The sequence below is a fragment of the Actinosynnema sp. NPDC050801 genome (assembly GCF_040673975.1).
Classification (GTDB): Bacteria; Actinomycetota; Actinomycetes; order Mycobacteriales; family Pseudonocardiaceae; genus Actinosynnema.
The window spans coordinates 120,390-139,762 of record NZ_JBFAQZ010000013.1 but is presented as its reverse complement, the minus strand read 5'-3'; the positions used below and the strand labels follow the sequence as shown (position 1 = coordinate 139,762).

The window sequence follows — 19,373 nt, the reverse complement described above, 5'->3', positions numbered from 1 at the left end:
CTGGGGGAGCATCGTTGCTGAGCCGCTTGCTGATCACCCACCTGCGGCCGTACAGACGTGAGCTGACGGCCGTGCTCGTGCTCCAGCTGATCGGCACCATCGCCTCGCTGTACCTGCCGAGCCTCAACGCCGACATCATCGACTTCGGCATCGCCGCGGGCGACACCGGTTACATCCTGTCCACCGGCGGCTGGATGGTCGTCGTGTCGGTCATCCAGATCCTGTCGTCGGTCGGCGCGGTCTACTACAGCGCCCGCGTCGCGATGAGCTTCGGCCGCGACGTCCGCGCGGCCGTGTTCCACCGCGTCGGCGAGTTCTCCGCGCGCGAGGTCGCCACGCTCGGGCCGTCGTCGCTGATCACCCGCACCACCAACGACGTGCAGCAGGTCCAACTGCTGGTCGTGATGGGCTGCACGATGCTGGTCAACGCGCCGATCATGTGCGTGGCGGGCATCGTGATGGCGCTGCGCGAGGACGTCGGCCTGTCGTGGCTGCTCGTGGTCTGTATACCCGCGCTGGCCATCTCGATCGGCCTCATCGTCGTCCGCATGGTCCCGCAGTTCCGGCTCATGCAGGAGCGCATCGACGAGGTCAACCGGGTGCTGCGCGAGCAGCTGTCCGGCATCCGCGTGGTGCGGGCGTTCGTGCGGGAACGCGCGGAGACCCGGCGCTTCGCCGACGTCAACGAGGCGCTCACGGACACGGCGCTGCGGGTCGGCCGGCTCCAGGCGTTGATCTTCCCGGTGGTGATGCTGCTGCTCAACGCCTCCAGCGTGGCCGTCCTGTGGTTCGGCGCGTACCGCGTGGACACCGGCGAGATGCAGATCGGCGCGCTGACCGCGTTCCTGAGCTACCTGATGCAGATCCTGATGGCGGTCATGTTCGCCACGTTCATCTCGATGATGATCCCGCGCGCCTCCGTGAGCGCCGAGCGGATCAACGAGGTGCTGGACACCGAGTCCTCGGTGCAGCCGCCCACCGCGCCGCTGCTCGACCTGCCCCGGCAGGCCTCGGTGGAGTTCCGCGGCGCGGAGTTCCGCTACCCCGGCGCGGACGAACCGGTGCTGCGCGACATCGGCTTCCGGGCCGAGGCCGGGCAGCGCACCGCGATCATCGGCAGCACGGGCACCGGCAAGACGACCCTGCTCAACCTCGTGCCGCGACTGATCGACGTGACCGGCGGCGGTGTCCTCGTCAACGGCACCGACGTCCGCGAGATCGACATCGACGCCCTGTGCTCGCGGATCGGGCTGGTGCCGCAGCGGCCGTACCTGTTCACCGGCACGGTCGCGTCCAACCTGCGCTACGGCAAGCCCGACGCCACCGACGAGGAGCTGTGGGAGGCGTTGGAGATCGCGCAGGCGCGCGACTTCGTGGCCGACATGCCGGGCGGGCTCGACGCCGAGATCGCCCAGGGCGGCACGAACGTCTCCGGCGGCCAGCGGCAACGGCTCTCCATCGCCCGGGCGTTGGTGCGCAAACCGGACATCTACCTGTTCGACGACGCGTTCTCGGCGCTCGACCTGTCCACCGACGCCCGGCTCCGCGCGGCACTGCGGCCGCACACGCGCGACGCCGTCGTCGTGATCGTCGCGCAGCGCGTGTCCACGATCCTGGACGCCGACCGGATCGTGGTGCTGGACGACGGCAACGTCGTCGGCATCGGCACCCACCACGAACTGCTGGACTCCTGCCCCACGTACGTGGAGATCGTGGAGTCGCAGCTGACCTCGGAGCAGGCAGCATGAGCGAGCTCGCGAACGAATCGTCCGACACGGCGCGCCGCGATCTCGCGCCGACGAACGTCAGCGAGGAGGCGGCATGAGCGCGCCCACCACCACCCGGTCCGCCCCACCCCCTCGGATGGGCGGCGGCCTGCCCGGCATGGGGATGCCGATGGGCAAGGCGGAGAACTTCGGCCCGTCCGCCCGGCGACTCGTCCAGCGGATGCGGACCGAACGGGTCGCGCTGCTGGTCGTGGTCGCGCTCGGCGTCATCAGCGTGGCCTTCGCCGTGGCCGGCCCCAAGATCCTGGGCTACGCCACCGACATCATCTTCGAGGGCGTCCTGGGCCGGATGCGCGGCACACCCGGCGCGGGCATCGACTTCACCGCGCTCGCCACGGTGCTCATCTGGGTCATGGCCCTGTACCTCATCTCGTCGCTGTTCGCCTGGTGGCAGGGCCGCGTGCTGAACAACGTGGTGCAGCGCTTCGTGCTCCGGCTGCGCTCCGACGTCGAGGACAAGATCCACCGGCTGCCCCTGCGGTACTTCGACGGCCAGCCGCGCGGCGAGCTGCTGTCCCGCGTCACCAACGACATCGACAACGTGTCGACCACGTTGCAGCAGACGCTGAGCCAGCTGCTCACGTCGTTGCTGACCGTCATCGGCGTGCTGGTGATGATGCTGACCATCTCGCCGTTGCTGACGTTGATCGCGTTGCTGCTGATCCCGATCTCGGTGGTGGCGACCGGGCGGATCCGCAAGCGGTCGCAGGCGTTGTTCGTGGCGCAGTGGAAGCACACCGGCGCCTTGAACGCCCACATCGAGGAGGCGTTCACCGGCCACCAGCTGGTGAAGGTCTTCGGCCGCCGGCGCGAGTCGGAGCAGGAGTTCAAGCGCCGCAACGACGAGCTGCTCGGCTCCGCGATGGGCGCGCAGTTCGTGTCCGGGCTGATCATGCCGATGATGATGTTCCTGTCGAACGTCAGCTACGTCGCGGTCGCGGTGGTCGGCGGCCTGCGCATCACGTCGGGGTCGATGACCCTGGGCGAGGTGCAGGCGTTCATCCACTACTCGCGCCAGTTCACCCAGCCGCTGACCCAGGTGGCGTCGATGGCGAACCTCATGCAGTCCGGTGTCGCCTCGGCCGAGCGGGTGTTCGAACTGCTCGACGCCGAGGAGCAGGAGCCGGACCCGGCGGAGGCGTCGTTGCCCGCCGAGCGCCGCGGCCGGGTGGAGTTCGAGCACGTGAGCTTCTCCTACCGGCCCGAGCAGCCGCTGATCGAGGACCTGTCGCTGGTGGCCGAGCCGGGGCAGACGGTCGCGATCGTCGGTCCCACCGGCGCGGGCAAGACCACGCTGGTGAACCTGATCATGCGGTTCTACGAGCTGGACGCGGGCCGCATCACGTTGGACGGCGTGGACATCACCGCGCTGAAGCGGGAGGACCTGCGCGCGCAGACCGGCATGGTGCTCCAGGACACCTGGCTGTTCGGCGGCACGATCCGGGACAACATCGCCTACGGCAACTCCTCGGCGTCCGAGGAGGAGATCATCGCCGCGGCCCGGGCCACCTACGTGGACCGGTTCGTGCGGACGCTGCCGGACGGGTACGACACCGTCATCAACGAGGAGGCGACGAACGTCAGCGCCGGTGAGAAGCAGCTGCTGACCATCGCGCGGGCGTTCCTGGCCAACCCCTCGCTGCTGATCCTGGACGAGGCGACCAGCTCCGTGGACACCCGCACGGAGTCGTTGGTGCAGCACGCCATGGCGGCCCTGCGGTCGTCGCGGACGAGCTTCGTCATCGCGCACCGCCTGTCGACCATCCGCGACGCCGACGTGATCCTGGTGATGGAGTCCGGCCGGATCGTGGAACAGGGCAGCCACGACGAGCTGATGGCCGCCGAGGGCGCCTACCACCGGCTCTACGCGGCCCAGTTCGCGGCCGCGGTCTGACCCGCCTCGGCGGCGGCCCGTCCGGGCCGCCGCCGAGGTCGGCGTTGCACCGACTGGTCGTGCTACCGGCTGGTGGTGCTACCGGCTGTTCGTGTTACCGGTGGGTGGTGCTGCGCTCAGTCGAGGAAGTAGCCCAGGTTGCCCTCGGTGATCTGGCCCTCGCAGTTCGGGTCGTAGGACTCCATGTGGTCACCGCTGCCGCGCACCAGGCAGCGGTAGATCGGGTGGCTGCCCGCGACCGCGCCGTCGTGGGCGTAGCCGAGCAGGCCGACGCGGGACTGGCCCTCGCAGTTCGAGTCGTAGGAGGTGAAGTTGTCCCAACCGATCACGCAGCGGTACAGCGGGTGCGTGCCCGGCGCCTGGGTGGTCAGCAGCCGGCCCAGGCCACTCTCCAGCACGTAGCCGGACGGGGCGCCGGTGACCGACGTGAGGTGGTCGCCCCGGCCGTAGTAGCGGACCGCCGCGACGGTCGACGGGCCACCGTTCGTGGCGCCGGTGAAGAGCAGCCGGTTCGGCGAACCCGCGCCGGGGTTGGTGATCTTGTTCGGGGTCGAGGCGTTGACGAGCGCGGCCTGCACGGTCGCCGGGGCGTCACCGGTGTGCGTGGCCAGGTACAGCGCCGCCGCGCCCGCCACGTGCGGTGCGGCCATGGAGGTGCCGCTGATGGTGTTGGTGGCGGCGTCGCCGGTGTGCCACGACGACGTGATGTTCTGACCGGGCGCGAAGATGTCGCTGCACGTGCCGAAGTTGGAGAACGACGCCCGCGCGTCGGTGTTGGTCGAGGCGTTGACCGTGATCGCCTCGCGCACCAGCGCCGGGCTGAACCCGCACGCGTCGGAGTTCGAGTTGCCGGACGCCAAGGCGTACGTGACGCCGGAGGCGATGGAGCCGCGCACGGCCGTCTCCAGCGGAGCGGTGGCCGCAGAGGCCGCGGCGCCGAGGCTCATGTTCGCGACCGCGGGCTTGACGGCGTTCGCGGTCACCCACTCGACGCCGCTGATCACCTGGGCGAACGTGCCGGAGCCCGCGCAGTTGAGCACCCGGACCGCGACCAGCCGCACGCCCTTGGCGACGCCGTAGTCGCTGCCGCCGACGGTGCCCGCCACGTGCGTGCCGTGGCCGTTGCAGTCGGTGTTGGTGCCGTCCACGGCGTCGTAGCCCCACGACGCCCGACCGCCGAACGTCGAGTGGGTGGTCCGGATGCCGGTGTCGAGGATGTACGCGCGCACGTTCGACGCGGTCGTGTCGTAGCTGTAGGACGAGTTCAGCGGCAGGTCGCGCTGGTCGATGCGGTCCAACCCCCACGACGGCGGGTTCGGCTGCGTGTCGACCGCCTGGACCAGGCCGTCCTCGCTGACCGATCGCACGGCGGGGTCCGCGGCGAGTCTTCTCGCCTCCCGTTCACTGGCGCTGACGGCGAAGCCGCGCAACGCGTGCCGCCACGTCGTCGTGACCGTGCCGCCGTGCCTGGCGGTGAGTTCGGCCGCCTGGGCGGTCACGTCGTCCTTCAGCACCACCACGTAGTGCCCCGGCACGGCCGTGCCGGCGGCGGCGAGCTTGATGTCGCCGTCCGCCGCACCCGCCGGTGGCGCACCGACCAGGAGACCGGTGGTGAGCGCCAGCGCGCCCAACACCCCGTTCACCACAACACTCTTGCGCTTCATCGAAACCTCCGCAGGGTTGAGATCCGGCCACCGAGAGTGACACGTCGGTCGCGGTCGCGGGCCAGACCGGTGCGGCAGCCCGAAGGCCGGGAGGTGCGGAAGGGCCTTGCGGTGTAACGGAACCCGGTGCGGACGGCCTAGACCGCCGACGCGGATGACGTGGCGCAGGCGGATGTCGCGCGGTGGAGGGTGACTTCAGCTGCATGAGGCTTCGTCGAACTCACCGAAGCCTCATCTGTTGGCAGCGCCTTGTCCGGCGTTGCCCGCTCACGCCTTGAGCCAAGTGGCCCAGGTCGGCATGGCCTTGAGCATCACGGCCATCGCCCCCACCGACTCCCTGAGCGTCCGGGCGAAGCCGGCCTGGTACTCCGGACTCCCGCCCCGGTGGCCGCAGGCCATCCACAGCTGCCAAGCCGCCGTTCCGACGCGTCCGGTGAACATCCCGGTGAACGCCGACTCGTCGACCGCCCCGACTGCTCCTCCCGCGGCGACGTACCCGGAGAGGCACGCTTCGACGATGCGGCGCTCGGGCACTTCCGACCGACGGCCGAAGCCGGCGAGACCGAAAGCGGTGAAGACCAGCTCCCACCACGGATCCTGCGCCCCGGCGGCATCGAAGTCCAGCAGCACGAGTCCGTCGGAGCCGGTCAGAACGTTCTGGTGCCGGATGTCGCGGTGCATGACCAACTTGGATCGCCACAACTCCTGCTGATCCTCGACCATGGCCTCGGCCTGCTCCACCGACAGCTTCAAGATGCGGACGTGCTCGGCACTGAGGACCGCGAGGCGTTCGGCCTGGGCGAACCACTCCTCCCACTCTTCCGGGGAGTTCGACCGGTAGTCGCCATCGACGGTCGGGTCGGCGGGAACCGCGCACCGTGCAAGGTCGGCGACGAGCCCACCGGCCCAGGCCCCCAACGGTTCCGACGTCGGCGCGATCGGATGCGCGCCCTCCACGAAGCGCACCGCACGGGCGTAGGCACCGTCCCCGATCGGTCGCCACAGCCCCGCTTCTCCCAGAGTCGTCGATCGCGGCTCGGGCATCGCGACACCGATCTCCCACGCGGCGGCTTCCAGCGCCCCCGCCTGGGCGGCCATGGCCAGCCAGAAGTCACCCCAGGGCTGGGCGATCTTCACCACCCACGAGCCGGAGTCGGTCACGGCCTTCCACACCGGGCTCTGCTCGTCGTCCTTGAGCAGCAGCGGGGCATCCAGCAACTGCCCCAACCCGAGCCGCTCGGCCGCCTGTGCCGGGTTCATGTCCGGTCATCCAACCCGCCCGAAACCCCAGCGACAACCGAATTAGCCGCCCTGTCCGGGACGTGCCGGATCGTCCATTGTGTACTCGATCCACCATCACCCCGCGCCACGGAACGGGCGCTGCGCGGGCGTCCGAACCGCCCTGCGTTCTCCGGCGTGTCCGGTACGTCGGAGGTGGTGCTGTCGGCCGCCAGCACCACCCCACGAACCACCGGTCTTCGACTCCGCCAATGGCCGCGCCCACCCGCGGCGACGGTAGCCGATCACGCTGCCCTTCCCGCCCGGTCTCCGCGGTCACCCGATCCACCGACTCCGGCGGGAACGGCCTGGTGTCAACTCACCCAGTGATGCGCTCAGGGGTTGTGCGAGACGGTGACCGGGAACTGCTGCAGCTGCGCGACGACCTGGTCCGGAGAGCCGACCGGCGCCAGGTCGACCGGCTCCTGCAGTTGGTACACATCACCCTGCGGCGGGAAGTTGGTCAACCTCGGGCTCACCAGCGCCGCGGTCTTGGTGTTCGACAGCACCAGCGGCCCGTCACCGGCCGGCGGCTTCTCCACGGTGATCGTGAAGTCGAGGAACATCGTCTGCCGGTACACCGGCGGGTTGCTCCCGATGGTCTCCAGCAGGCTCAACGGGGTGACGTCGACGTCGGCCTGGGAGATCGTGACCTTGCCGAAGACCGGGGAGTCGGCACTCACCTCGTGGCCGATCACCTTCAGCCGGACACCACCGAGCCCCGCACTGATGTTCCCCTCGACCCTGACCTTGATACCTCCCTTGAAATCCAGGGTGACCAACCCGAAACCCTCCACGCGCAACGGCGTGTCGGCCGCGTGGCAACTGCAGGGAATTTCCAGCCCGACTGATGGCAGGTAGCGACTTCCGGGAAACGACACGGACGAACCTTTCCCTTGTGCGGCAACGAACTCGCTCAACCTATCCAGCCGGCTGCCGTTCGGATAAGGCCCGACAGGGCGTGACTGACCGTCACTCACACGGCCCCTGTTGATCACATTCCGTCAAGATCAGTGCGGCGCCTCCGCAGTTGGAGGGTCGGCGCAGGCCCATCCGGGTCAAGGCGTACCCCGTCCGGCCGCACCGGGTGGCGCGGCCGGACGGGATCGCTCAGCCGACCAGCAGCAGCGGAGCCGGCGAGGACGTCGCCGCCTCCTCGGCCGCCGCCGGGAAGTCGTGCAGGTCGAGGAAGTCGGCCACCCCCGCCGCGTGCAGGACTTGCCGGACCAACGGCGTCACGACCACGTGCAGCCGGAGCCGGTGGCTCGCCGACGCCAGCGCCGCGGCGCCGGCCGCCGAGAAGAAGGACACATCGCTCAGGTCGACGACCACGCCACCGGGGCCTCCCGGCACGAGGTCCAGGTGTTCCCGCAGCACCCGAGCAGTTCCGGTATCAACACAGCCTCGCACGACGAGCACCGGGGCCGATCCCGGCGCCTTGAACGACACGACCACATCGTCACCGGCAATATGCAGACTCATTCCGCCCCTCACGGCAGTCCACCCGCAGATCGATCACCGGCGGTCGCCGGCTCCGTACCCGTTCCCTGATTCGTCGCTCGGCAAACCTTCGTGATCGGACCGGCCCACCACCGTCTTGCCTGCGGCATCCGGAAGGGGGTCGGCGATCCTCACCTGTCCGTGATCACGCGCCACGCGCGTGGTACTCCAAGTAGGTGTGCGGGCGCCAGGTTCACGCAGCTCTCGGCGATCCTGGTCAGCGACCCGCAGCAGGACTTCCTCAATGACCCAGTCGTGGCGACGGTCACCTCATGGGTCACCGCCGGATCGCGGGTTGACCGACCGGACATACGAATGGGGTGGCCCGTTCGGCGCAGAGGTCGACGGCAGTGGCGCGGTCGAACCGGCTCCCGCGGCGTTCGCGCCGGGCGTGTAACCGACCACGGTCGGCGGAGTCGTGTCGCCGTTGAGGCCGCTGCGGTAGACCACGTCGACCCAGTAGTTGGACGCGTTGTACGACGAGGTCGGGAACCCGCCGCCGGCGCCGTACCGGTAGAGGCCGTTGGGTCCGTCGGTGCCGTTGGCCGGCGCGCGGATGGCCCCGTAGCTCGCGCCCTGCCCTTGGAAGTAGCCGCCGCTCACCGCGTAGCCGCCGTTCGGCGCGTAGTAGGAGACGATGTAGGTGGTGTTCGCCTGCACGACGACCGGCGAGGCGAACGTCAGCGTCTGCCATCCGGACGAGGTCTCGTTGCCGAACGTGCCGGTGGCGAGCAGCAGCCCGGTGGACGACCACAGCGAGCCGGTGTGGGTGCCGGTGTTGCCCGGACCTTTGTAGAAGCGCACACCGAGGACTTCACCCTCGCCGGTGAAACGCGCCTTCGTGCCCAACTCGACCGGACTGCCGTCGTCCGTGCCCGGAGTGGCCGGGGTGGCGAAGTCGTCCCAGATCGTGCAGGGGCAGGCGGCTGATCGCTGCGAGCCGGTGGTGAACGCCCATGTCCACTGCGGCGCCTGGTTGCCGGCGGCGTCGGCGACACGCACCGACACCGCGTAGCCCGTCCCCGGTGACAGCGGCTGCGAAGGCGTGAAGGACACGGTCGTGCCGTCCGGCGAAACCGAGGTCGCTCCCCCGACCGTCCCGCCCGGGCCGGACAAGCCGACCTGGACCGAGCCCGGGTCCACCGCCTCGTCGTACGTGGCGCGGAAGGTCGGCGTGAGGGCCACCGAACCGGCCCCGCTGATGGGGTCGGTGCCCACCAGTCCCGGAGCACGGGTGTCCGGGCCGGGATCCGGCGCCCAGAGCACGTCGACCCAGTAGTTGCTGTCCTGGGACCCGCGATCGGGGAAGCCCGGGCCGAACCGGTACACCCCGTTCACCCCGTCCACCCCGGTCCGCAAACCGGTCAACGGCTCCAGGTACCTCGATCCACGGCTGAAGTACTCGATGTCCGCCGAGTACCACCCGGTCGGCGAGAGGTACGACACCACGTACGTCGTGCCGGCCGTGACCGGCACCGCAACCGGGAAGGTCAACGTCTGCCACCCGCTGGTCGTCTCGTTTGTGAACGTGCCGGTCGCCAGCTGCTGACCGGTCGACGTCCACAGCGTGCCGGTGTGGGTACCGGTGTTGCCCGCACCCTTGTAGAACCGCACACCCCGCACGTACCCGTCGGTGTTCGCCCGCCACTTCACGCCGAGTTCCAGTGCGCCACCGTTGGGCATGTCGGCGACCTTCGGCGTGTCGGTGTCGGTCCACATGCCGCAAGGACACGTGCGTGCGGCCACGGCAGGCGAGGCCGTGACCAGGCCGGACAGGTTGACCGAGTCGTCGACCGCTCGCACGCTGAGTTGCGCCGTGCCGGACGCTGCCGGTGTGTAGGTGTAGCTCCACGACGTCTGCCCGGCCTGCCACACCGCCGGGTGCCAGCGGACGCCGCCGTCGATCGACACCTCGACCCCCGCAACCTGACCGCCGGTGTCGGTCACCGTTCCGGAGAACGTGTAGGGCGCACCCACGGCGGAGATCGGGGGCACGTTGGTGAAGGTGACCGTCGGAGCCACCGTGTCACTCGACGCGGTGGCGCGGGTGAGCCCGGACTGCAGGGTGGAGGGCTGCACTCCCATGTCCGCGAGGAGGTTGACCGTGGCCTGTCTCATCCGCACGTCCGAGGTGGGCGTGTTGGTCCGGAACGCGTGGTCGTCGTCCAACCCCCAGGCCCACTGCACGGTGCCCGCGCCGAACACCAACGATCCGCTCGGGTGCCGGTAGTAGGTCAGGGCGTGGGTCTCGGTGCCCGAACCGTACTGGTCACCGTGGTTCTTCAGCACGTAGTAACCGTCGAGGTACACCGAGGTTCGACTCAGCTGCGCCACGCCTGCCGGCTGGAAGCCGTTGTCCGGCACGGTGTTCCACTCATAGCCCAGTGTGCCGGGCTGGAAGGTGTACGTGGTGTTCGCCGCCATGTCCTGCAAGGACGTGTGCCGCCACAGCCGCATCCTGCCGTAGGCGGCGGGAACCTGGAGCGAATCGCTGCGGCGGCCGCTGACGGTGAAGATGTTGCCCAGCAGCGCGTTCTCCGGTCGGCCACCGTCCTGCGGCGGGCTGTAGCGCGGATCACGCCAGGTGCCGGTCCAGTCGTTCACCCCGTCGTTCTGGGTGCCCTTGGTCTCCTTGTAGGAGGCGATGGTGCGCCAGTCGGCCCGGGAGGAGTCGATCGACTTCTCCCAGCGGTGCTTCCAGAAGATCTCGTTGCCGGTCATGAAGGCCATGTGCACGCCCGCGTCCCGAGCGGCTTCCACGTTCGCCCGCTGCTCGTTCGACCAGTACTCGTCGTGGCCGACGGCCATGAACACCTTGTGGTTCCTGATCAGGTGCCCGCGCCGGGCGGAGTCCGCGTCGGTCGTGTAGCTGACGTCGTAACCGTTGGCCTCCAGGAACCGCAGCATCGGGTACTCGGCGTTGAAGACGAAGTTCTCGTCGCCGTCACCGCCGGTGTACGGGCGGTTGTAGCTGACCTTGTAGGCCTGACCGCCCGCTCCGGGGCCGTCGCCGAAGTACAGGCTGTTGCCGCCGTACCGGTTGTAGGCCACCCAGGTCGCGTCCGAGGTCTGCAACAAGACGTCCGAGGTGCTGGTGTCGTCGCGGAGGACGAACGCGATCTCGTTCAACGCGCCGGTGTCGAAGCGTTCGACCCGCGCGTAGTAGATGCCCGACACGGCGTCCGCCGGGACGTTCCAGCTCACCGACACCGCCCAGTTGCCGCAGTCGATCAACGCGCTGCCGTCCGTGCCGCGCAGGCACGGCGGCTGGCTCTGCGCCGTGTCGCGCGACACCGACCCCACCAAGCGAGCGCCCTTGCCCGCGTACCAGCCCAGCCGGTAGATGTCGATCCGGTACGACGACGCGTTGGTCAGCACCTTGAAGTCGACCCGGCCGCCCGGCGTCGCGCTGATGTCCGTCGTGAAGCCCAGGATCGAATTGTCCCGCAACGGCACCTGCCAGCCGTCCGCGCCCAGTTTGGTGTTCTCGCAGGCCACCTTGTTCACCACCGGCGGGTCACACGGTGCCGCCGACGCCACGCCGGGGAAGACCACGCCGCCGATCGCGACCGCTGTGGACGCGAACATCGCGCCTGCCACGAAGATCCCCAGCAGCCGTCTGACGGCACGCAGGGGCGAGCGAACCCGCCGGGACACCATGATGGTCCACCTCTCGAACACCGAACGCGACCGCGATGACCGAACGTGCCGAAGGTGTGACTATACGTGGCCAAAGCCGAGTCGGACCGATCGTGAGAGCAGTTCGTCCAGCCCGCGGCGTCGCGCTTGGGTGAACGCCCTGCTTGCGCGTGCCGCCGCGGCGACGGGCGACACGCAAACCAGCCTGAAGGCGCTGGAGGCCGCCGTCTTGCAACGACCTCACGACCGATCAAGTCGAGCAGCGCATACTGGCCGCACCCAACCCCGACTTGATCGACTCGTCCCCGTGATGATCATCGGCGTCGACCAGCTACCCGAGGAACTGGCCCGCGCCCTGTTCGAAGCCCTCCGACTGGAGATCCGCTACAACCGCGACACCCGCACCGCCACCTGCCGGGTCACCCTGACCGGTCGTCCGAGGCGAGGATCGCGCGACGTGCGGCGGCCCCTGCCGGGTGGTCTGCGAGCACTGCGCCCGCGGGGAGCCCGGGCCGCACGCCCCGTCCGGCTCACGGCCGGTTCCATCGTCTACATCCACCACGCCCCGGCGAGCCACTGACCCGACCGCCGCGAACCCACCAGCACGGCGTGGACCGCGGGATCCCCGGCCGCGGCCAACAGTGTTGTCCTCGCCCGTCGCGACACCCACCTCGGGACCAGACGCCGGCGGTCCTGGGTGGTCAGCCACATCAGCCACCCGGCGCGCCACCACGACATCCACAGCCGGGCGGCCCGCTCGTCCACCAGAGTGCCCGAACCGCCGCCACCGCGGTCGCGGCGGCCCGTTGCGGCCGCCGCGGACCACGGGCTCAGACCAACGTGATCGCGTACACCTCCACCCGCGGGTCGTCGGGCAGCGTCACGGAGTGCACGGCCTTGGCCGGGTCTAGCGGCAGGGACAGGCCGAACAGGCGCACCGGCGGGCCGTCCACGCCCTGCCCGGCCTTGATCCGGTGCGGCATCTCCAGCACCACCGCGCCACCGGAGCCCGCCCAGTCGCCGACCACCATCGGCACCTCGGCGGTGCTGCCGTCGGCGTACCGGACGGTCACGGCCGCGGTCACCGGACCGTTGTGCGAGGCCGCCACCATCCGCAACGCGGCGTGCTTCCCGGCAGGCAGCAACATCGCCTGCCCGCGCGCCTCCACGAAGTTCGCCGCCGTCCCGGTCGCGTCCGGGGCCCGGTAGGTCACGCCGCCCCACGCCACCGGACCCGCGGCGGGCAGCAACGCGGCGTCGTAGCTCCACCCCTGGCCGTCGAAGTCGCCCTCGCCGGACGCCGCGACCGTCGCCGTGCCATCGTGGTTCAGCTCGCCGGTGAGGTCCACCGCGCACTGCTCCCCCGCCACCGCGCACGTCGCCGCCCGCCGGACCTCGACCACGGCCTCCCGCACGACGGTGTTCGGCCCGGCCGCGGTCACCCGCACCGGGTAACGACCGATCGGCGTGCCCGCGGGCACCGTCACCACCACCTGGACCGTCCGCTGGGTCGGCAGGCGACCGGACTGGACCACCAGCTGCCGTGTCGTCGTGACCGACCAGCCGGCCGGCGCGCTCGCCGACAGCGCGACCGGCACCGCGCCCGGCGCCTGGACGAGCACGTCCAGGGGCAACGTCACGGTCTGCGGCGCGTCCGCCGTCGGCACGACCGCCGACGACTGCCGCAGGGACGCGTCGACGTGCCGCCGCCCGTCGGCCTGCGCGCGGTTGATCGACGGCGGTTCGGCGCCGGGATCGGTGCCCCAGGACGACGGCGCGTCCCCCAGCTGGTGCGCCAACGTGCCGCCGCCCGCGACGGTGTCCCAGTCCAGCCACGTCCTGCGCACGTCACGACCGTCGAACGCGACCCGCTGCACGTACCGGTTGGTGTCGCTCGCGCCCGGCGCGGTGATGGTCAACGTGCCGCCGCCGGTGCGGACCGTCGCGCCCGGGAACTGCGGGCTCGACAGCGCCAGGAAGTCGCCGCCGCTCATCGTCGGGTACAGGCCCAGCGAGGAGAACACGTACCAGGCCGACATGGTGCCCAGGTCGTCGTTGCCGGTCATGCCGTCCGGGCCCGTGGTGAACAACGTCATCGCCGCGCGCACCACGGTCGCGGTCTTCGCGGGCGTGCCGGTCGACAGGTAGAAGTACGGCGCGAGCAGGTCGGGTTCGTTGTTCGGGTTGTAGGTGGGCTTGCCGTAGTAGTCGTAGGGCTGGGTGATCCAGTCCTCGCGCACGGTCCGGGCCGGGTCGGCGAGCAGCTTGTCGTAGGCGAAGAACGCGTCCAGCCGCTGCTCGGTCGCCTGCCGCCCGCCCATGAGCCGCACCAGCCCGTTCGGGTCCTGCGGCACCAGCCACTGGTACTGGAAGGCGCCGCCCTCGTGGAACTGGTGGCCCGCGCCGACCGGGTCGTACGGCGTCACCCACGTGCCCTCGACCGTCCGGGGGCGGAAGTGGCCCGTCGAGGCGTCCCACAGGTTGCGGTACCACTGCCCGCGGTCGGCGAACACGCGCGCGTCGTCGTCCCTGCCCAGGCCGCGGGCCATGACCGCGAGCGCGGCGTCCGCCGCCGCGTACTCCAGCGTGGCCGACGCCGGGTGCACGCAGTCGTTGTCACCGCCCTTGTGCGCGCAGTCCACGCCGAGCTCCAAGCCGGACGGGACGTACCCGCGATCGAGGTAGAACTCGACGCCGGACCGGCCGTTGTACGGCGAGTCGGCGGGCGGCACGGTGGTGGCGTTGCGCTTGAGCAGCTCGTACGCCTCCTCCTCGTGGCCGGCGAGCAGGCCCTTCGACCACGCCTCGACCAGGAACGGCGTCACCGGGTCACCGGTCATGATGTTGGTCTCGCTGTTGGCCAGCGCCCAGCGCGGCAGCCACCCGCCGTCCCGCCCGCTCGCCACGACCGACAGCGCGACGTCGCGCGCCACTTGCGGTTCGAGCAGTTCCAGCAGCTGGTTCTGCGGCCGGTAGGTGTCCCACAGCGACAGGTTCTGGTATGGCGTGAAGCCCTGGGCGACGTGGGTCTGCCCGTCGAAGCCCGTGTACCGGCCGTCCACGTCACCGGCCAGGTTCGGGTGCAGCAGCGAGTGGTAGAGCGCGGTGTAGAACGCGGTCCGCCGCTCCGGCGTGCCGCCGTCGATCCGGACCGAGTCCAGCCGCTCCACCCACGTCCGGTGCGCCTGCGCCCTGGTGGCGTCGAAGTCGTAGGAGTCGGCGGTCTCGGCGGCGAGGTTCTTCCGCGCGCCCTCCAGCCCGGTGTAGGACAGGCCGACCTTGAGCACCACGTCCCGGTCGGCCGTCGCGTCGAAGCTCACCCACGCGCCGTTGCCGCCCTCGCCCGCGGCGTCCGGCACACCCGGCGAACGGGTCGTGCCGCGCCACGTGCCGAAGCTCGCGAACGGCCGGTCGAAGGTCGCGGTGAAGTACACGGTGTGCTCGTCGCGCCCGGCGCAGAACCGCCCGGCGCGGACCCGGCCCTCGACCGTCCGGTCGCCGACGACGTGCACCTCGGAGTCGAGCACCTGCTGGTTCGCCTTGCCGGTGTTGAACAGCACGTTCGCCTGCGCGCCCGCCGGGAACGTGTGGCGCTGCCAGCCGGTGCGCGGGGTGGCGGTCAGCTCCGCGTCCACGCCGTAGCGGGACAGGCCGACGCGGTAGTAGCCCGGCCGCGCCTCCTCGTCGGCGTGCGAGTACCGCGACCGGTACCCGGCCGTGTCAACGTTGTCCACGGGCCCGGTCGTCGGCATGACCGGCAGCTCGCCCATCACGCCGCAGCCGACGCCGGACAGGTGCGTCTGGCTGAAGCCGTGGATCTCCTGCTGCTGGTAGTCGTAGCCGCCCTGGCCGCCGGTGTCCGGGCTGACCTGCACCATGCCGAACGGCATGCTCGCGCCGGGGAACGTGTTGCCGAAGTTCTGCGTGCCGACGAACGGGTTCACCAGCGTGGTCGGATCCACCGCCTCGGGCGCCTCGGGCGCGGCGACCGCCGGCGTCCCCACGAGGACCAGTGCGGCGGCCAACAGGAGCGTGTTGCCTCGTCTGAGCGGCATCGGCAAGGGCCCTCTCTGGGTGACAACGTTGTCAGGTGATCCGCGTGCCCGATCACCGCCCCGACTCTCGCGCACGACTCCCCCGCTCGTCCAGCCCCGACCGTCACCCTGACCGGTCAGACCCCGCGCGGCGGTAGGTTGGTCCGGTGGCCGAGGACCGGTGGGACTTCTTCATCGCGTACGCCGGCGCCGACCGGGCAGCCGCGGAAGCCCTGCACGACCTGCTCAGCCCGCTGTTCCGGGTCTTCCTCGACCGCCGGAGCCTGCTGCCGGGCGACGACTGGGGTCACCGGCTCTCCGCCGCGCAGGGTCGGGCCAACGTCACGCTGGTGCTGGTCTCGCCGCGCACCGACGCCGCGCACTACCAGCGCGAGGAGATCGCCAGGGCGCTCGACCTCGCCCGCCGGGAGCACGACCCGCACCGGGTCGTGCCGATCCTGCTGGACGAGCCGGGCGGCGCGGTCGACCTGCCGTACGGCCTGCGGCTCAAGCACGGCGTCTCGGTCACCGACGCGGGCGGTCTCCCGGGCGTCGCCGATCGCCTCAAGCACGCGCTGCGCTCCCGGATGGCCATGCCCGCCGCGGAGATCCAGTCGCGTCACGCCGACCGCGCGCCGGTCCGACGGGCCGTCCGCCTGGTGCCGAGCACGAGCCTCGACCACCACGGCTCGCTCGGGTCGCCCGATCGCGCGTACGTGTTCGTCGGCGACCACGACGAACAACGGCACCGCACGCTGCGGCAGGTCCTGGCCAACCTCTGGATCGGCGACGCCTTCGAACAGGTCGAGAACTCGAACGTGTCGTGGACGGCCCTCACGTTCGAGCTCGGCGACCTCAACCGGCGGAAGCTGGACCTGCTGCCGGCGACCTGGAAAGCCGCGTTCCGGATCATGTCGGACCCGAAGCGCGCCGCGCGCTTCACCGCGACGAAGGAGGAACTCGCCGACCTCGGCCGTCGTCCGCGCGACTACCGCTCCCCCGACCAGGACCTCTGGTACGAGAGGTGCGTCACCAGCGTGCGCCGGCACGCCGGGCAGGGCGTGGAGGACTTCATGACCCGCTTGCTGGGCATCGACTGGCTCTGCTTCGACGGCAGCGGCATCACGACGTCGGCCGAGACGCCGTCCAGGGTGTTCTTCGTGCGCAACGTGCCGCTGTCGGCCATCACCTACCGCGTCCAGCACCTCGGGACGCCGGACGACGACATCGCCTTGGACTGATCCCGCCCCGCGGACCCCGGCCCGGCCGACCGGACGGTCCACAGTGGACGGGTTTGTCGGACGGTGGGCCGGGAACCCGGAACGATCACGTATTGGAAGGGAAGGGGTCGGCGTGGCGGGACTTCGGCGATCGGCACTGGTCGGGGCGCTGCTGGTGGTGCTCGGCGCGTGCACCGGCAGCCCCGGCGCGACCACCCCGGCCCCGGACCCGACGTCCACGACCGGCGGCGCACCGGCCGGCGAACGCGTGTACGTGTCGTTGGGCGACTCGTACGCGACCGGTTACCGGCCGGCCGACGCGGGCGCACCCGCGGGCGCCGACCGGGCCGGCTTCGCCTACCTCGTCGCCGAGCGGTCGGAGCTGCGGTTGATCAACCTCGCGTGCAGCGGCGCCACGTCCGCGCAGCTTCGGGCCGAGCCGGGCTGCGCGCCCGGCAACCGCGGCCCCGACGCGCCCGACCCGGCGGGGCGCACCCAGCTCGACGCGGCCGTGCAGGTGCTGCGCGAACACCGGGGACGGGTCGGCCTGGTGACCGTCGTGATCGGCGGCAACGACCTGGCGCCGTGCGCCCACGCGAGCGACCCGCTGACCTGCGCCTCCCAGGCCGTGGCCGCGGTCCGGGCCAACCTGGCCGCCACCCTGCCCGCCCTGCGCGAGGCCGCCGGCGACGCCCCGATCGTGGGCTTGACCTACCCGGACGTGTTCCTCGGCGCGTGGGTGTCCCCCGCGTTCCCGAACGGCCAGGACCTCGCCCGCCTGTCGGTGTCGCTGTTCCGCGACTTCTTCAACGCCGCCCTCAAGGCCGAGTACGAGAAGGTGGGGGCGAAGTTCGCCGACGTCACCGCCACCACCGGCGGCTATGGGTCGCTGACGGAGCTGACCCAGGACCCGGCCTACGGCCCGATCCCGACGCCGGTGGCGAAGGTGTGCGCCCTGACGTACTTCTGCGAGCACACCGACGTGCACCCGACGCCCGCCGGTCACGAGGCGATCGCGTCCGCCGTGCTCAGCGCCACCGGCCGTTAGTCGCGACGTCCGAACGCACCGCGCAGTTGGCCGCGGACCCGCCGCCCGGCCAACCGCACCGGGTCGACCACCGAGACGCGCACCCAGCGGGCCGGGGCCACCACCGCGGCCCGCCACACCCGCCCGACCAGCCGGCCGACCGGCGCGAGCACCACGCGGTGGACCCACCTGACCGGGGTGACGACCAGGGCGCGGACCACGCGCACCACCAGCCGCCACCACCGCACCGCCACCCGCCGCCAAGCCCACGACACCGCGTCCCGCACCGCACGGCCGAGCACCGCCAGCCCCCGCCCCACCAGCCGGAACGCCCACAGCAGAGCCGCACCGAAGAGCCTCGCCACCCACCAGAGCCCCAGGCCGACCGCACGCGCACCCCGCACGACCACGTCCCGCCACAGCCACCGCGACGGCCGCACGACGAGGTTCCGCCAGACCCACCCCAAGGGCTCGACCACCACCACGCGCAGCCCACGTCCCACCGCCGCCGCCACCCGACGCAGCCCACCACCGACGGCCGCACCCGCCCCGCGCAACCACCGCCCGACCGGCACGAGCACGCGGCGCAGCCCCCGCCCCGCCGGCCGCATCACGAACCGCGCCACCGCCCCGAACCCGCGACGCACAACGTCGGCGACCGCACCGACCCCGCGACCGACCAGCCCGGCCGCCGCCCGCAGACCCACCCGGGCAGGCCTGAGCACGTACCGCAGCACCACCCGGCCACACCAGCGCAACCCCGCTCCCACCGCACCCGCCACCCACCGCAGACCCACGCCGACCGGCCTGACCAGGTACCGCACCACCACCGCGCCGCACCAGCGCAGCCCGGCACCGACCGCGTCGGCCACCCACCCCACACCGACCCCGATCGGCGCGAGCACCCACCGCCACAGCGACCGCCCCACCGCACGAGCGGCGATCCCGACCCGCCTCAGCACCGCCGCCAGGGGACGCAGCACGAACCGCCGCACGGCCCGTCCGGCGACCTTGACCCACTCCCACGCCAACCGCACCGGCAGCACGACCACCACGGCCACGGCCCGCGCGACCCACACCGCCCAGCGCGGCGGCTGCGGCTCCTCCACCACGACGTTCCCCCCGTTCACACCGACCGGCGGTCGGCGCCACCACCCCACCAGAACACCGGGAACCGGCACCGGCGAGGACCACGAACCGCAACACACCCTGCGACGCGACCGCACCACCACGCGTTCCGCGACGTCAGGACCCGCAGCAGGCCGTGTACCCCGTCCTCGCCGGGCGATCGGACCCGGCGGAGCGGAACGACTAGGGTGGGTGGTCGGAC

General features: G+C 71.2%; 12 protein-coding genes. 5 read left to right on the top strand and 7 right to left on the bottom strand.

The genetic code is table 11. The annotated features are described in order from the left end of the window. The first annotated feature begins 14 nt into the window (after window positions 1-14). Window positions 15-1,748 carry an ABC transporter ATP-binding protein gene (locus tag AB0K14_RS26840; RefSeq protein ID WP_360455891.1) on the top strand — a complete coding sequence of 578 codons (1,734 nt, stop codon included), beginning with the start codon at window positions 15-17 and terminating at the stop codon, window positions 1,746-1,748. A 115-nt stretch (window positions 1,749-1,863) separates the two neighbouring features. Beyond that, entirely contained in the window at window positions 1,864-3,681 is a 1,818-nt protein-coding gene (locus tag AB0K14_RS26835) for an ABC transporter ATP-binding protein (RefSeq protein WP_360455908.1), read from the top strand. A gap of 116 nt (window positions 3,682-3,797) precedes the next feature. On the opposite strand, the gene AB0K14_RS26830 is transcribed toward AB0K14_RS26835, so the two are convergent. From AB0K14_RS26830 to AB0K14_RS26810, 5 genes are all read right to left on the bottom strand, one after another. Beyond that, window positions 3,798-5,345, bottom strand: coding sequence for a S8 family peptidase (locus AB0K14_RS26830; RefSeq protein ID WP_360455888.1), 1,548 nt, complete (start codon window positions 5,343-5,345; stop codon window positions 3,798-3,800). Between the two features lie 267 nt (window positions 5,346-5,612). Then, a complete protein-coding gene (locus AB0K14_RS26825) occupies window positions 5,613-6,605 on the bottom strand; it encodes a phosphotransferase (RefSeq protein WP_364339034.1) in 993 nt (330 codons plus the stop codon). A gap of 353 nt (window positions 6,606-6,958) precedes the next feature. Further along, complete coding sequence (locus AB0K14_RS26820; protein WP_360455882.1) at window positions 6,959-7,603, bottom strand: hypothetical protein; 645 nt, start codon at window positions 7,601-7,603, stop codon at window positions 6,959-6,961. A 130-nt stretch (window positions 7,604-7,733) separates the two neighbouring features. Further along, window positions 7,734-8,105: an STAS domain-containing protein gene (locus AB0K14_RS26815; RefSeq protein ID WP_360455879.1), complete on the bottom strand. Its 372-nt coding sequence runs from the start codon at window positions 8,103-8,105 to the stop codon at window positions 7,734-7,736. A 288-nt stretch (window positions 8,106-8,393) separates the two neighbouring features. Continuing rightward, window positions 8,394-11,783: a N,N-dimethylformamidase beta subunit family domain-containing protein gene (locus tag AB0K14_RS26810; RefSeq protein ID WP_360455877.1), complete on the bottom strand. Its 3,390-nt coding sequence runs from the start codon at window positions 11,781-11,783 to the stop codon at window positions 8,394-8,396. Between the two features lie 286 nt (window positions 11,784-12,069). Between AB0K14_RS26810 and AB0K14_RS26805 the strand changes: the two genes are divergently transcribed. Next, entirely contained in the window at window positions 12,070-12,342 is a 273-nt protein-coding gene (locus AB0K14_RS26805) for a hypothetical protein (protein WP_360455874.1), read from the top strand. Between the two features lie 250 nt (window positions 12,343-12,592). On the opposite strand, the gene AB0K14_RS26800 is transcribed toward AB0K14_RS26805, so the two are convergent. After that, window positions 12,593-15,817 carry a GH92 family glycosyl hydrolase gene (locus tag AB0K14_RS26800; RefSeq protein ID WP_360455871.1) on the bottom strand — a complete coding sequence of 1,075 codons (3,225 nt, stop codon included), beginning with the start codon at window positions 15,815-15,817 and terminating at the stop codon, window positions 12,593-12,595. Window positions 15,818-15,963: 146 nt separating this feature from the next. Here AB0K14_RS26800 and AB0K14_RS26795 point away from each other — a divergent pair, with 146 nt between their 5' ends. Both AB0K14_RS26795 and AB0K14_RS26790 read left to right on the top strand, forming a co-directional pair. Next, on the top strand, window positions 15,964-17,037 hold the full coding sequence (locus AB0K14_RS26795) for a toll/interleukin-1 receptor domain-containing protein (protein ID WP_360455868.1): 1,074 nt from the start codon (window positions 15,964-15,966) through the stop codon (window positions 17,035-17,037). Window positions 17,038-17,149: 112 nt separating this feature from the next. Beyond that, on the top strand, window positions 17,150-18,064 hold the full coding sequence (locus AB0K14_RS26790; protein ID WP_360455866.1) for a GDSL-type esterase/lipase family protein: 915 nt from the start codon (window positions 17,150-17,152) through the stop codon (window positions 18,062-18,064). Here the strand turns inward: AB0K14_RS26790 and AB0K14_RS26785 are convergent. After that, window positions 18,061-19,173, bottom strand: coding sequence for a hypothetical protein (locus AB0K14_RS26785; RefSeq protein ID WP_360455863.1), 1,113 nt, complete (start codon window positions 19,171-19,173; stop codon window positions 18,061-18,063). The genes AB0K14_RS26790 and AB0K14_RS26785 overlap by 4 nt on opposite strands. Window positions 19,174-19,373: the final 200 nt, after the last annotated feature.